This window comes from Arthrobacter sp. Y3222053, assembly GCF_059092805.1.
Genome location: NZ_JBNHIA010000002.1, coordinates 16756 through 30808, shown reverse-complemented (window position 1 = coordinate 30808; position 14053 = coordinate 16756). Strand labels below are relative to the sequence as shown.

Here is a 14053-nt window from a genome sequence, read left to right as displayed (position 1 = left end):
GCCGTGTTTCGACTTCGTTTCCACGGCCCCGCCGCCGCGTCCGGGCTTGCATGCGCTGTTTCCGGCCCCTTCCGGCCGCAGGCGCGGAACGCCGCCGCGACGGCCGTCACAGCGCTGCGGCTAGGATGGCCACCTAAGACCACGATCCCCGGAGGTTATGCCCCCATGCCCGTTGAACCACCCCTGCCCGAGGACGCTTCCGCCCGGAAGTCCGACGACGGTTCCCTGCGTACCCGGGGTAGCTCCCGCGGGCCGTCCCGCCGGAAGTGGCTGATCGGCGGCGCCGGCACGGCCGCCGTCGCCCTCGCCGCCGGTGCGGTGATCTTCCCGCTGGTGACCGACGACGACGAGCCGTCAGTTGCAGCCCCGACCGGCACCCCGGTGGCCTATGAGACGGAAGCGGCGCTGCCGCCGGCCCCGGAGTTCACCTACTACGAGCAGATCGGCCCGCCGGCCGGTTCGCCGCTGGAGCCGGTCGAGCCGATGTCGGTGACCGTGGCCGGCCAGACCACCGGCACCGAGCTGCCGGAGAACCTGATCGGCCTGTCCTTGGAAGCCACCGACCTCGCCGATCCGTCCCTGGCCGGGGACAACCCGGAAATGGTGCACGCGCTGCAGGGACTGGGCAAGCCGCTGCTGCGCTTCGGCGGCAACGCCGTGGACCGGCGCTTCTTCTGGACCTCCAGCGGCGAGCCGATCCCGGGGAACCTCAAGGGAGACAAGGCGCATCCGGTCCGTGCCGTGACCCCGCAGGACCTGGCGCGGGTGGCCACCCTCCTGGAGGCGGTGGACGGGCGGATCGCCCTGACCGTCGACCTCGGCAACTACGACCCCGCCCGGGCCGCCGACATGGTCCGCCACGCCAGGGACGCGTTCGGTGAGCGCCTGGTGGGCATCACCGTCGGCAACGAGCCCAACGGCTACGCCAAGACCGGGCTGCGCGGCGGAGATTACGGGGTGGATCAGTACCTCGAAGAGCTGAAGACCTACGCGCAGGCCATCTACGAGGTGGCCCCCGAGGTGCCGATCATCGGCCCCGGCACCTACGCGGAATCCTGGTGGGGGCCCTTTGCCACCGTGGACCTGCCCCAGGAGAAGATCCTCTCGCTGCACCACTACCCGCTCTCGGCCTGCGACGGCAGCGGCGACCCGCAGGGCGAGCCGATCATGGCCAACCTGATCGATCCCCTGATCCATGACCGGGCGCAGGACTACCGGGCGCAGGCACTGGCGCCCGGGCGGGAGAACGGCCTGGACACCTGGATCACCGAAACCGGGCAGTCCGCGTGCCCGGGGTCGAACGAGACCACCAAGACCCACGCCTCGGCGCTGTGGGCGGCGGACTACGCGCTGAGCGGGGCTGAGCTGGGCGTGGAGGCGATGAGCTTCCACAGCTCGCTGATCACCTGCCAGGGCGGCCCGCCCATGTCCGCGATCTGCACGGGCGGGGCCTACCTGCAGCCCAACGGCCAGGTGGACCAGCGGGCCAACTACTACGGCCTGTCCATGGTCGCGGAGATCCCCTCCGGTGAGTTCCTCGCCACGGACGCCACCGGCGGCGGCCTCGCCTACGCCTATTCCGTCCGGCACGACGACGGGAGCATCTCGGTGGCGCTGATCAACCAGAACAACCCCGAGACCGCCGCCCAGACGGAGGTCACCCTGAAGCTGCCGGGCCGGGCGCTGACCGGCACGATGACGCAGATGACCGGCGCCGCGTTCGCCTCCGAGGACACCACCACGATCGACGGCGGGCGGACCGAAAGCGTTCCCGCGGCCGAGCGGCTGACCGTCCCCGGCTTCGCCTACGGGGAAACCACGCAGACCTTCCCGCTGACCGCCGGCACAGTGACGGTCCTGCACTTCACCCTGCAGTAAGGCCGGCGTACCCGGCCGGGTACGCAAGAGCCCCGCAGCCCGGATCGGGCTGCGGGGCTCTTTGCGTCGCGGCGGCGGAGGCCGCCGGAGCGTCAGTTCAGCAGGGCGTCCACGAAGCCTTCGGCCTCGAACGGGGCGAGGTCGTCGGGGCCTTCGCCCAGGCCGACCAGCTTGACCGGCACGCCGAGGGTGCGCTGGATGGCGACGACGATGCCGCCCTTGGCGGTGCCGTCCAGCTTGGTCAGCACGATGCCGGTGATGTTCACGACCTCGGAGAACACCTTGGCCTGGGCCAGGCCGTTCTGCCCGGTGGTGGCGTCCAGGACCAGCAGGACCTCGTCCACCTCGGCCTGCTTCTCGATCACGCGCTTGACCTTGCCCAGCTCGTCCATCAGCCCGACCTTGTTCTGCAGCCGGCCCGCGGTGTCGACCAGGACGGTGTCCACCTCGCCGTCGATGCCGGCCTTCACCGCTTCGAAGGCGACGGACGCCGGGTCCGCGCCGTCGACGTCGGACCTCACGGTGGGCACACCCACCCGCTGTCCCCAGGTGGCCAGCTGCTCGGCGGCGGCGGCGCGGAAGGTGTCCGCCGCACCCAGGATGACGTCCTTGTCCTCGGCGACCAGCACGCGGGCCAGCTTGCCCACGGTGGTGGTCTTGCCGACGCCGTTGACGCCCACCACCATGACGACGGCGGGCTTGTCGGCGTGGCGGTCCACAGCCAGCGAACGGTCCATGGACGGATCGACCAGCTTGATCAGTTCCTCGCGCAGCATGCCGCGCACTTCCTCGGGGTCCCGGCTGCCGGAGATCTTCACGCGTTCGCGCAGGTTGTCGACGAGCTCCATGGTCGGCTCGGTGCCGAGGTCGGCCAGCAGCAGCGTCTCCTCGATCTCGTCCCAGACGTCCTCATCGATTTTGTCGCTGGCCAGCAGCGCAAGCAGGGCCTTGCCGAGGGCGTTGTTGGACTTCGCCAGCCGGGCGCGCAGCCGGGCCAGCCGGCCCTGGACGGGCTCTGGGGTCTCGATCGTCGGGGCGGGCGCCGGGGCCGCTTCCTCCAGGTCCCGCAGGTCGTCGGGAACGACGACGTCGGGCGCGGGTTCGGCCGTCGGAGCCTCCGCGACGGCGGTGCTGCCCGAGGCCTGCGGCAGGTCGTCGGCGTCGCGCTTCGTCGGGTAGATCTCCGGGCGCTGCCGGCGGCCGCGCACGAGCAGCGCTGCCACGGAGCCGACCACGGCGATCGCGATGACCACATAGATCACTATCGAAAGAGTCTCATTCACGCCTCCCAGCATTGCATATCGGCGTCGGCCGGCACACGGTCCCGGGCAGTGCGAGAATCAAGGCATCATGGTGCGCGCTCCCCGACTTCTCATCCCCCGCCAAATCAAGGTCCTCATCGCAGCGGCCTTCGTCATCGCCCTCGGCTACGGGCTGGTGGCCCCGGTGCTGCCCCAGTTTGCGCAGAGCTTCGACGTCGGCGTCACCGCCTCATCGGTGATCGTCAGCGCCTTCGCGTTCACCCGCCTGGTGTTCGCCCCGGCCGGCGGGCAGCTGCTGGAAAAGTTCGGCGAGCGGCCGGTCTATATCTGGGGCCTGCTGATCGTGGCCCTGTCCACCGCCGCCTGCGCCTTCGCCGGCACCTACTGGCAGCTGCTGCTGTTCCGCGGGCTGGGCGGCATCGGCTCCACCATGTTCACCATCTCCGCCATGGGCCTGATCATCCGCCTGGCGCCGCCCGGAGTGCGCGGCCGGGTGTCCGGCCTCTACGCGTCCTCCTTCCTCATCGGCAACATCGTCGGCCCGCTGGTCGGCGGGCTGCTGGCCGGCTTCGGCATGCAGGTGCCGTTCCTCGTCTACGCCGTGGCGCTGCTCATTGCCGCCGGCGGCGTGGCCTGGCAGCTGAAGGACGCCGTCGAGCCGGCCGGAGGTTCCGGCGCCGCGGCGGCGGGTGCCTCCCCTGCCTCCGGGCAGGACGCCGCCGACGAGGCCGTGGCGGCCGCCGGACCGGTCCAGGGCGAGCCGGTGACGGAGGTGGCCGCCGAGGCCGGGACCGCAGGGCGGCCGGGTCCCGGCAGCTCCAGCGCGGACGGCCGGCCGGCAGGCCGGGCGGGGCGCGACACGAGACCCCGCCTGACCGTGCGCGAAGCCCTGCAGGACTCGGCCTACCGGGCCGCCCTGGCGTCCTCCTTCGCCAACGGCTGGTCCTCCTTCGGGGTCCGGAACTCGCTGCTGCCGCTGTTCGCGGCCGCGGTGCTGGCCGGCGGCAGCGAGACCGCCGGCATCGCCCTGACCTTCTTCGCCGGCGGCACCGCCCTGGCCCTGCTGTTCTCCGGCCGCCTGACGGACAGCTGGGGGCGCCGGCCGATGGTGCTCTCCGGCCTGGCGCTGAACGCTGCGGCGACCGCCGTGATCGGCTTTACCGACAACGTGCCCCTGTTCCTGGCCGTGTCGGCGCTGGCCGGGCTCGGCACCGGCATGCTGAACCCGGCCCAGCAGGCGGCGGTGGCCGACGTCGTCGGCAACGACCGCAACGGCGGCAAAGTGCTGGCCGCGTTCCAGATGTCCGCGGACTCGGGGGCGATCATCGGCCCGATCCTGGCCGGGGTACTCGCGGACACCCTGGGCTACGAATGGGCGTTCGCCCTGACCGGAGCCGTCGCCCTGCTCGCCTTCCTCGTGTGGCTGGGCGCGCGGGAAACCCTGGCCGGCCGCCCCGCCGCCCGCACCGGGTCTACGATCGAGGAATGAAGCCCTTCCTGCTTTTGGCCACCCGGTCAGAGGACGACGCCGCCGATGAGGAGCACGAAGCCTTTGCCCGCTTCGCCGGCCTGGATTCCTCCGGCCTGCACCGTCTGCGGCTGGAGCAGGGCCCGCTGCCGGACCTGGATCTGGACCGCTACAGCGGGCTGATGACCGGCGGCTCCGTCTTCAACTCCAGTGACCCGGAGGACGCCAAGAGCCCGGTGCAGCGTCGCGTCGAGGCCGATCTGGCCCGCCTGCTGAACGAGGTGACGGCACGTGACTTCCCGTTCCTGGGCGCCTGCTACGGCGTCGGGACGCTGGGCCGGCACCAGGGCGCCGTCGTCGACCGCCGCTTCGGCGAGCCGATTGGCGCCGTCGAGGTGTCGCTGACCGACGCCGGCCGCGACGACCCGCTGCTGGAGGGGTTGCCGGAGCGCTTCCACGCCTTTGTCGGACATAAGGAGGCGGTGGCCAAGCTGCCCGCGCATGTGGTGAACCTGGCCGGCTCCGCCACCTGCCCGGTGCAGATGTTCCGGGTGCGCAGCAACCTGTACGCCACCCAGTTCCATCCGGAGCTGGACGTCCCGGGCCTACTCACCCGCATCTCGGTCTACCGGCACGCCGGCTACTTCCCCGAGGAGGAAGCCGAGTCGGTGATGGACTCGGTCCGCGGCGCCAACGTGCAGGCCCCGCCGCGGATCCTGCGCAACTTCGTCCGCCGCTACGCCCGCTAGCGCCCGGCTCCCCCGGGGCGCCGGGATTATCGGGGCGGAGCTCCGTCCCCTCGCCGGTCAGGGCGGTCCATGCGCTGGCTGATCACGGTGGAGACGCCGTCGCCGCGCATGGTCACGCCGTACAGTGCGTCGGCGACCTCCATGGTCCGCTTCTGGTGCGTGATGACGATCAGCTGGCTGGACTCGCGCAGTTCCTCGAAGATGGTGATCAGCCGGCCCAGGTTCGTGTCGTCAAGGGCGGCCTCCACCTCGTCCATCACGTAGAACGGCGAGGGGCGGGCTTTGAAGATGGCCACGAGCAGCGCCACCGCGGTCAGGGAGCGTTCGCCGCCGGAGAGCAGCGAGAGGCGCTTGATCTTCTTGCCGGCCGGCCGGGCCTCCACCTCGATGCCGGTGGTGAGCATGTCCAGGGGGTCGGTGAGCACCAGGCGGCCTTCCCCGCCCGGGAACAGCCGGCCGAAGACCCGCTCGAACTGGGCGGCGGTGTCGCGGAAGGCCTCGGTGAAGACCTGCTCCACCCGCTGGTCCACCTCCTTGATGATGTCCAGCAGGTCCTTGCGGGTCGCCTTGAGGTCCTCGAGCTGGGTGCTGAGGAACCGGTGCCGCTCCTCCAGAGCCGCGAATTCCTCCAGCGCCAGCGGATTGACCTTGCCCAGGGCGGCAAGGTCCCGCTCGGCCTTCCGCAGCCGCTTCTCCTGCTCGGCGCGCACATAGGGCACCCCGGACGGGATCGGGTTGCCGTCGTCGTCGACTTCCTGGCGCAGGGCCGCCCACTTGTCGCCGCCCCCGTCCTCCGGGACGGGAACCGGTTGGTCCGGGCCGTAGTGGGCGAGCAGGTGGTCCGCCGTCATGCCCAGTTCCTCGACTGATCGGGCCTGCAGCGTTTCGAGCCGCAGCCGCTGCTCGGCGCGCTGCAGTTCGTCGCGGTGCACCGAGTCGGTAAGCCGGGCCAGCAGGGCCGCAGCCTCGGCGTTCGCCGAGCGCACCGTCTCCAGCTCGGCACGGCGCGCATTGCGCACGGCTTCGGCCTCGTCCCGCTCGGCAGCGGCCCGGGCGAGTGAGACGTCGGCGAAGGCAAGTGCGGCGTCGGCGGCCTGCGCGACGGCGTGTGCCCGGGCGGCCTGCCGACGGCGGCGCTCCGCCCGCTCGGCCGCGGCGGCGCGGGCGCGGCGTTCGGCTTCCGCGGTCCGCTCCAGGGCGGCGGCGCGGCCGGCCGCCGCGGAGAGCTGCTCCTCACAGGAGCGCAGGGACAGCCGGGCTTCCATCTCCGCCTGCCGTGCCTGGACCGCCGCGGCGTTGAGCGCCTCGAGCCGGTCCCGGGACGGTTCCTGCTCGTCGGCGGGCTGCTGCTCGGCCGTCGCCAGGCGAGTCTCGGCCTCTTCCAGGGCTTTGCGTTCGGCGGCCAGGTTCTGCTCGGCCGCCTCGATGGAGCGCTGCAGCCGCGCGGCTTCGCCTTCGGCTGAGCGCAGCACCGATCCCAGGGAGCCGAGGCGCTCGGCCACGCCGGCCAGCCGGGCGTCGGAGTCGTGCAGGGCGGCGAGCGCCGCGTCGGCGCGGGCGGCGGCCTCGTCCCGGGCGGCGACGGCGGCCTGCAGGGCCTCGTGGGCCGTGTCCCGGCGGGCTTCGGCGTCCCGCAGCCGGGCCTGCGTCTCGTCGACGGCGGCCTGCACCTCGATCAGGCCCGGTGCCGACTCTGATCCGCCGCGGGCGTGGAAAGAGGACACCAGGTCTCCGTCCGCCGTGACGACCCGCAGCCCGGGCGCCTCAGCCAGCACGCGGACGGCGTCGGCCAGCGTGGCCACCGCCACGGTGCCCGCCAGCAGCCGCCGCAGCGGCTCCAGCACGTGGTCCGGGCCTTCCAGCAGGCCGGCGACCGGCTCGGCGCCGTCGGGAACGGGCGAAGGGGCTCCGGCGGCCGGCTCCGGGGCCCGGGGAGCGAGCAGGAACTCGGCCTGTCCGGCATCGGCGGCCTTCAGCTGTTCCAGGGCGGCCACGGCCGCCTCGACGCCGGTGACCGCGAGCGCCTCCGCGGCGCCGCCCAGGGCGGCGGCGACAACACGTTCGCGTCCGGCGGCCACGCTGACCAGCTCGGCCAGCGGCCCGAGCACGCCGTCGAGCCCGGCGTCCAGCAGCGCGGCGCTGCCGTCGCGCCGCTGGAGCCCCACGGCGAGGGCGTCCCGGCGGGCGGCCAGGGTTTCGCGGTCCCGCTCGGCCTGCCGTTCCTCGTCCCGCAGCCGCCGGACCTCGGCGTCGGCCTCCTCCCGGCGGGCCAGTGCCTGCTCGTATTCCTCGTCGAGGCCTTCCTCGCCCTGTTCGGCTCCGGCGGCCTCGGCTTCCAGCGCCGCGAACTCCTCGGCGGCCCGGGCACGGCGTTCCTGGCCTTCGTCGACCAGGCTGCGCAGCCGCCCCAGCTCGGCCTGCGCGGACTCCACCCGGGAGCGGGCTGCCCCGACCGTGCCGGCGAGACGGGCCAGGCCCTCACGGCGGTCCGCGGCGGCGCGCAGCACGGCGGCCAGCCGCTGTTCCTCGGCGGCGGCGTCCTCCTCCGCCTCGATGCGGACTTCCACCGCATCCTCCAGGGCCTCCCGGCGGAGCTCGACCTCCTCCTGCAGGGCGCCGGCTTCTGCGCGCATCCGCTCGGCCTGGGCACGCAGCTGCTCGGGGTCCCGCCCCGGAGCCGGTCCGCCGTCGGCCGCCCCCAGCAGCCGGCCCCGCTCCCGGGCCAGCTCCCCCAGGGAGCGCAGCCGCTCGCGGACCGCGGACAGCTGGTACCAGGCCTCGCGGGCCGCTGCCAGGCGCGGGGCGGCGTCGGCGGCGGCCCGCTCGAGCTGCTGCTGGCGTTCCTGCCCGGCGGCGAGCTCCTGCTCGACGGCGGCGCGGCGTTCCTTCAGTGCCTGTTCGTCGGCGGCGTCCTTGGCCAGCGCCGCCTCGAGGCCGGCAATGTCATCGGCCAGCAGCCGGGCCCTGGCGTCGCGGACATCCTGCTGCACCTGCCGGGCGCGGCGGGCGACGGCGGCCTGCTTGCCGAGCGGCCCCAGCTGGCGGCGGAGCTCCGCCGTGAGGTCCGTGAGCCGGGCGAGGTTCGCCTGCATGGCCTCGAGCTTGCGTACGGTTTTCTCCTTGCGGCGCCGGTGCTTGAGGATGCCGGCGGCCTCTTCGATGAAGCCGCGGCGCTCCTCGGGGCCGGCGTGCAGCACCCGGTCCAGCTGCCCCTGCCCCACGATCACGTGCATCTCCCGGCCCAGGCCCGAGTCGGAGAGCAGTTCCTGGATGTCCAGCAGCCGGCACGGGGCACCGTTGATGGCGTATTCGGAACCGCCGGCCCGGAACAGGGTGCGGGAAATGGTGACCTCGGAGTATTCGATCGGCAGGGCGCCGTCGGCGTTGTCGATGGTCAGCGCCACCTGGGCGCGGCCGAGCGCCGGCCGGGAGGAGGTCCCGGCGAAGATCACATCCTCCATCTTGCCGCCGCGCAGGGTCTTGGCGCCCTGTTCGCCCATCACCCAGGCGAGGGCATCGACCACGTTCGATTTGCCCGAGCCGTTGGGGCCCACCACGGCCGTGACGCCGGGCTCGAACTCAAACGTGGTCGCCGATGCGAAGGACTTGAAGCCGCGCATCGTGAGGGTCTTCAAATGCACAGCTGATGCACGCTTCCTGCTGCTGGAGTCATTCCATAAATCTACGCGGTACACCACAATAAACCGGGTACCCGCACGGCATGGTCCCGGGGAGCGCGCACGACAACCCGCCGGAGGAAAGTAGGCTTTTGGAGGGATCAGACGATCCCGACGCGAGGTTGGGCTGTGCGGCGGCCGCCAGCGCATGAGTAACAGGCAGCAGACAAGGCAGGCATTTTGACCGGGAACTTCACCTTCCAGCACAGCAACACGGCCCTCTTGAGCGTGACCAGCGTTGAAGCGCCGGTGGTGGTCTCGTCGGACGAATTCGACAAGCGGCTTGCCCCGTCCCTCAAGCGGCTCCGGCTGTCCCGCAGGCTTTTGGAGCGGGTCGCCGGCGTCGAGGAGCGCCGCTGGTGGGCGCCCGGCGCGGACTTTGACGACGGCGCGATCGAGGCCGGCGCGAAGGCCATGGCCGAGGCCGGCATCGAACCCCACCAGGTGGGCCTGCTGATCAACACCTCGGTCACGCGACGGAACCTCGAGCCCTCCGTGGCCGTGAAAATCCATCACGGACTGGGGCTGCCGTCCTCCGCTTTGAACTTCGATCTGGCCAACGCATGCCTCGGATTCGTCAACGGAATCACGCTTGCAGCGAACATGATCGAGTCCGGACAGATCGACTACGCACTGATCGTCGCCGGCGAGGATTCGCAGAAGGTCGCCGAGGCGACGTTCTCCCGCCTGAACCGGGAGGACTCCACCCGCGAGGACTACCTGCGCGAGTTCGCCAGCCTGACGCTGGGCTCCGGCGCGGCCGCCGCCGTCATCGGCCGGGCCGACGCCCATCCCGGCTCGCACCGCATCCTCGGCGGCGTGTCCCGTGCCGGCACCGAGCACCATGAGCTGTGCGTGGGCGGGCATGACGGCATGTACACCGACACCAAGGGCCTGCTCGACGGCGGCCTGGAGCTGGTGGTGACCGCGTGGCGGGAAGCGCAGGAGCAGGGCTGGAACTGGACCGCCATGGACCGCTACGTCACCCACCAGGTCTCCACCTCCTACACGAACGCGATCATCAAGGCCGTGGAACTGGACCGTGAGCGGGTGCCGATCACGTTCCCCAAGTGGGGCAATGTGGGCCCGGCGTCGCTGCCGATGACCCTCGCCCAGGAGGCCGAATCGCTGAACCCCGGCGACCGGGTGCTGTGCATGGGCGTCGGCTCCGGCCTGAACACCACGATGATGGAGATTGCGTGGTAGCTGCAGACTGGCCCGGCGTGGCCGCTTCCTGGTCCACCCGTGTCCAGGTGCCCTCCAGCGCCGCCGTCGACCGCCCCGGCACCGTCCGCACCTGGCACGTGCTCGACACCGCGGCCGACCTGGCCGAACGCGGGCTGACCCCGCGGGGCACCATCCTGTGCGTACACGGCAACCCCACCTGGTCCTACCTGTGGCGCAGCGTGGCGGCTGCCGCCGCGGACGCTCCGGGCGGGCCCTGGCGTGTGGTGGCGGTCGATCAGCTGGACATGGGCTTCTCAGAGCGCACCGGCGCCTTCCGCCGCCTGGCCGACCGGATCACCGACCTGTCCGACCTCACCGACGCGCTCGGCCTGGACACTCCCGTGGTGACGCTGGGCCATGACTGGGGCGGCATCATCTCGCTCGGGTGGGCGCTGCGGCACCGCAGCCAGGTGGCCGCCGTCGCGCTGCTGAACACCGCGGTGCATCCGGCCGGCTTCGAGCTGCCCGCCCCGCTGCGCCTGGCGCTGCATCCGGCCGTGCATCGGGCCGGGACGCGCAGCACCGACGCGTTCATCCGCACGACGCTGTCCCTGGCCCACCCGGCGCTGCCCGCCGACGTGCGCCGCGCCTACAACGCCCCGTACCGGGGAGCCGAACGGCGCGACGGCGTCGCCAACTTCGTGGCGGACATTCCCGCCGACCGGTCCCACCCCAGCTGGCCGGCCCTGGAAACCGTGGCCGAGGGCATCAGCTCCCTGGACGTGCCCGCCCTGATGATGTGGGGCCCGCGAGATCCGGTGTTCAGCGACCGCTACCTGCGGGACCTGCTGGGCCGGCTGCCGCAGGCGGACGTGCACCGCTTCGAGGGCGCCGGACACCTGGTTGCCGAGGACCGGGACATCGCCGCGCCGCTTTTCCAGTGGCTGCACGCGAACCTAGGCGCGCCTGATGCCGGCGGCAGCGAAGGCGCCGGCCGGGACGCGGCGCCCGCCGCCGCGCCGTCCTCCCCCGAGACCGCCGCCGGCTTCCGGCCGATGCTGGCCGAACTGGACGAGCGGCGCACCGATTCCTCCCCCGCCGTGGTCGACATGGCGCCGCTGGGCGGGCAGGACGGCGCCGGACCGCTGACCCTGTGCTGGGCCGAGCTGGCCGAGCGGGTCGATGCCCTCGCCGCCGGGCTGGCCGCCGCCGGCGTCCGGCCCGGCACCCGGGTGAACCTGCTGGTGCCGCCGGGCATCGAGCTGACCTCGCTGATCTACGCGTGCCTGCGGCTGAACGCGGTGATTGTGGTCGCCGACGCCGGGCTGGGCACCAAGGGGCTCAGCCGGGCCATCAAGGGCGCCGGCCCCGCGTTCCTCATCGGCATCGAGCGGGCGCTGATCGGCGCCCGGGCGTTCGGCTGGCCGGGCACCCGGATCAGCGTCGCCGAGCTCTCCCCCGCCCGCCGCCGGCTGCTCGGCATCCGGCACTCCGTGGCTGACCTCATCGCCGCAGGTACCCATGCCGGAGCGGACCGGTCCTGGCCCGCCGTCGAGCCTGACGCCGACGCCGCCGTGCTGTTCACCTCCGGCTCCACCGGCCCCGCGAAGGGCGTCGTGTACACGCACCGGCAGCTGACCGCCATGCGCGACGCCATCCGGAACACCTACAACCTGCGCGCCGGCACGTCGCTGGTGGCCGGCTTCGCGCCGTTCGCACTGCTCGGCCCGGCACTGGGAGCGACGTCGGTGACCCCGGACATGGACGTCACCTCACCGCGCACCCTCAGCGCCGCCGCCCTCGCGGAGGCCGCCGTGGCCGTGGACGCCACGACGGTGTTCGCCTCCCCCGCCGCGCTGGCCAACGTGCTGGCCACCGCCGGTCAGCTCAGCGGCCGGCAGCGTGAGGCACTGGCGAAGGTCGAGCTGCTGCTCTCCGCCGGGGCTCCGATTCCGGAGCCGCTGCTGGCCCGGGTGCAGGAGCTGGTGCCGCAGGCCGCGCTGCACACCCCCTACGGGATGACCGAGGCGCTGCCGGTGACGGACATCGACCTGCCCGGCATCCGCGCCGCCGGGACCGGGAACGGCGTCTGTGTCGGCACCCCCGTCTCGGGGGCCCGGGTGGCGATCGCCGAGGTCTTCCCTGACGGTTCCGTGGGCAGCGAGGTGCTGACCACGGCGAACGTCACGGGTGAAATCCTCGTGAGCGCCCCGCACGTGAAGGACCGCTACGACCGGCTGTGGATCACCGAGTCCCGCAGCTCCTCCATTCCGGGCTGGCACCGAACCGGCGACGTCGGGCACCTCGACGACCAGGGCCGGCTCTGGGTGCAGGGAAGGCTGGGACACATCCTGACCACCGCCGAGGGGGTCCGCACCCCGGTGGCCGGTGAGCAGGCAGCCGAGACGGTCGACGGCGTCGGGCGGGCCGCCGTCGTCGGCGTCGGTCCCGCCGGAGCGCAGGTTCCGGTGGCCGTCATCGAAACCCAGCCGCCGGCCCGCCGGGCCGGACCGGCCTCCGCCGAGCTCTCCGCCGCCGTCCGGGCACGGGTGCGGGAGCAGTGCCTCCTGGATCTGGCCGCCGTGCTGGTGCTGCCGCAGATGCCGACGGACATCCGCCACAATTCCAAGATCGACCGGACCGCGCTGGCCGGCTGGGCCTCGAAGGTGCTGGCCGGCGGCCCGGTGCCGCGGCCGGATAAGGCCGGACCCGCGGTGCCTGCGGCCGAGCCGGCCGGGCAGGGGGCCCGCCGATGACCGCCGCCGACGTCCAGATGCCGCGCAACGTCCTGGTGACCGGAGCCAGCGGGTTGCTCGGCGGTGCCGTCGCCGACCTGCTGGAGGCCAAGGGCCACAAGGTTCGCACCTTCCAGCGCAGTCCCGGCCGGCCGGGACGTGACGCGGTGGCCGGATCGGTGTCCGACGCCGAGGCAGCGGCCCGGGCCGTGGCCGGCATGGATGCCGTCATCCATCTGGCCGCGAAGGTCTCCTTCACCGGGGAATGGCGCGAGTTCGAGGACACCAACATCCGCGGCACGCGCGTGCTGCTGGACGCTGCCCGCGCCGAGGGGGTGCGCGACGTCGTGTTCGTCTCCTCGCCGTCCGTGGCGCACTTCGGCGAGCCGATCGCCGGAGCGGGCGCGGGGACGGCCGACCCGGCCCGGGCGCGGGGCTTCTACGCCGCGTCCAAGGCCGAGGCCGAGCTGATCGCCCTCGACCAGGACTCCGAGGCATTCCGGGTGACGGCCATCCGGCCCCATATCGTGTGGGGTCCCGGGGACACCCAGCTGGTGGAACGGGTCATCGACCGCGCCCGCTCGGGCCGGCTGCCGCTGCTCGACGCCGGCGCGGCGCTGATCGACACGACCTACATCGACAATGCCGCGGCAGCCATCGTGCGCGGCCTGGAACGGATGGACGCCGCGCACGGCCGCGCCCTGGTGGTCACCAACGGCCAGCCCCGGCCTGTGGGTGAGCTGATCGCGGGCATCTGCACTGCGGCCGGCATACAGCCTCCGGGTCTCAGCGTTCCGGGCAGCCTGGCGCGCGCGGCGGGAAGCCTCATCGAGAAGGCGTGGCTGGCTGCCGGTAAACGCGGGCTGGTCCACGACGAGCCGCCGATGACCCGGTTCCTCGCCGAACAGCTGTCCACCTCCCACTGGTTCGACCAGCGGGAGACCCGGGAGGTGCTGGAGTGGGTGCCGGAGGTGTCCATCGAGGAAGGCATGCGCCGGCTGGCCCGGCACTACGGCGGGACGGCCGCCGGCGGTTCCGGGAGCGGCGGGGTGGCTGCCTGGAATGACCCGCCCGCCGACCGAGCCTGAGACCCCGTACCGACAGATCAGCCAAGCTG

Annotated in this window: 8 protein-coding genes; 6 read left to right on the top strand and 2 right to left on the bottom strand. The window is 72.8% G+C overall.

Annotated elements, in window-relative coordinates; genetic code table 11:
- Window positions 1–165 precede the first annotated feature (165 nt).
- Window positions 166–1878, top strand: a complete 1713-nt coding sequence (locus tag AC5RUW_RS04355) for a hypothetical protein (RefSeq protein ID WP_494159585.1) — start codon at window positions 166–168, stop codon at window positions 1876–1878.
- Window positions 1879–1970: 92 nt separating this feature from the next.
- On the opposite strand, the gene ftsY is transcribed toward AC5RUW_RS04355, so the two are convergent.
- Entirely contained in the window at window positions 1971–3161 is a 1191-nt protein-coding gene (ftsY, locus tag AC5RUW_RS04350; protein WP_494159584.1) for a signal recognition particle-docking protein FtsY, read from the bottom strand.
- Between the two features lie 67 nt (window positions 3162–3228).
- Here ftsY and AC5RUW_RS04345 point away from each other — a divergent pair, with 67 nt between their 5' ends.
- Together AC5RUW_RS04345 and AC5RUW_RS04340 are read left to right on the top strand one after the other, a co-directional pair.
- On the top strand, window positions 3229–4629 hold the full coding sequence (locus tag AC5RUW_RS04345) for an MFS transporter (protein ID WP_494159583.1): 1401 nt from the start codon (window positions 3229–3231) through the stop codon (window positions 4627–4629).
- Window positions 4626–5357 (top strand): glutamine amidotransferase, encoded by a 732-nt coding sequence (locus AC5RUW_RS04340; protein WP_494159582.1) that lies wholly within the window; start codon window positions 4626–4628, stop codon window positions 5355–5357. The genes AC5RUW_RS04345 and AC5RUW_RS04340 overlap by 4 nt, the downstream gene beginning before the upstream one ends.
- A 26-nt stretch (window positions 5358–5383) precedes the next feature.
- Here the strand turns inward: AC5RUW_RS04340 and smc are convergent, their stop codons facing one another.
- A complete protein-coding gene (smc, locus tag AC5RUW_RS04335) occupies window positions 5384–8998 on the bottom strand; it encodes a chromosome segregation protein SMC (RefSeq protein WP_494159581.1) in 3615 nt (1204 codons plus the stop codon).
- A gap of 216 nt (window positions 8999–9214) precedes the next feature.
- On the opposite strand from smc, the gene AC5RUW_RS04330 reads away from it, so the two are divergent.
- Genes AC5RUW_RS04330 through AC5RUW_RS04320 form a run of 3 tightly spaced genes read left to right on the top strand, consistent with a single transcriptional unit; the run spans window position 9215 to window position 14024 of the window.
- Window positions 9215–10240, top strand: coding sequence for a 3-oxoacyl-ACP synthase III (locus AC5RUW_RS04330; protein WP_494159580.1), 1026 nt, complete (start codon window positions 9215–9217; stop codon window positions 10238–10240).
- A complete protein-coding gene (locus AC5RUW_RS04325; protein WP_494159579.1) occupies window positions 10234–12957 on the top strand; it encodes an alpha/beta fold hydrolase in 2724 nt (907 codons plus the stop codon). Before AC5RUW_RS04330 ends, AC5RUW_RS04325 begins: the two co-directional genes overlap by 7 nt.
- The gene (locus AC5RUW_RS04320) at window positions 12954–14024 is read left to right on the top strand and encodes an NAD-dependent epimerase/dehydratase family protein (protein ID WP_494159578.1); all 1071 of its coding nucleotides are present in this window, start codon (window positions 12954–12956) and stop codon (window positions 14022–14024) included. The genes AC5RUW_RS04325 and AC5RUW_RS04320 overlap by 4 nt, the downstream gene beginning before the upstream one ends.
- The last annotated feature ends 29 nt before the right edge of the window (window positions 14025–14053 follow it).

Excerpts from the sequence above, each read along its gene's own strand:
- AC5RUW_RS04340 (WP_494159582.1), top strand. The coding sequence starts at position 4,626 with ATGAAGCCCTTCCTGCTTTTGGCCACCCGGTCAGAGGACGACGCCGCC.
- AC5RUW_RS04320 (WP_494159578.1), top strand. The coding sequence starts at position 12,954 with ATGACCGCCGCCGACGTCCAGATGCCGCGCAACGTCCTGGTGACCGGA.
- AC5RUW_RS04345 (WP_494159583.1), top strand. The coding sequence starts at position 3,229 with ATGGTGCGCGCTCCCCGACTTCTCATCCCCCGCCAAATCAAGGTCCTC.
- AC5RUW_RS04355 (WP_494159585.1), top strand. The coding sequence starts at position 166 with ATGCCCGTTGAACCACCCCTGCCCGAGGACGCTTCCGCCCGGAAGTCC.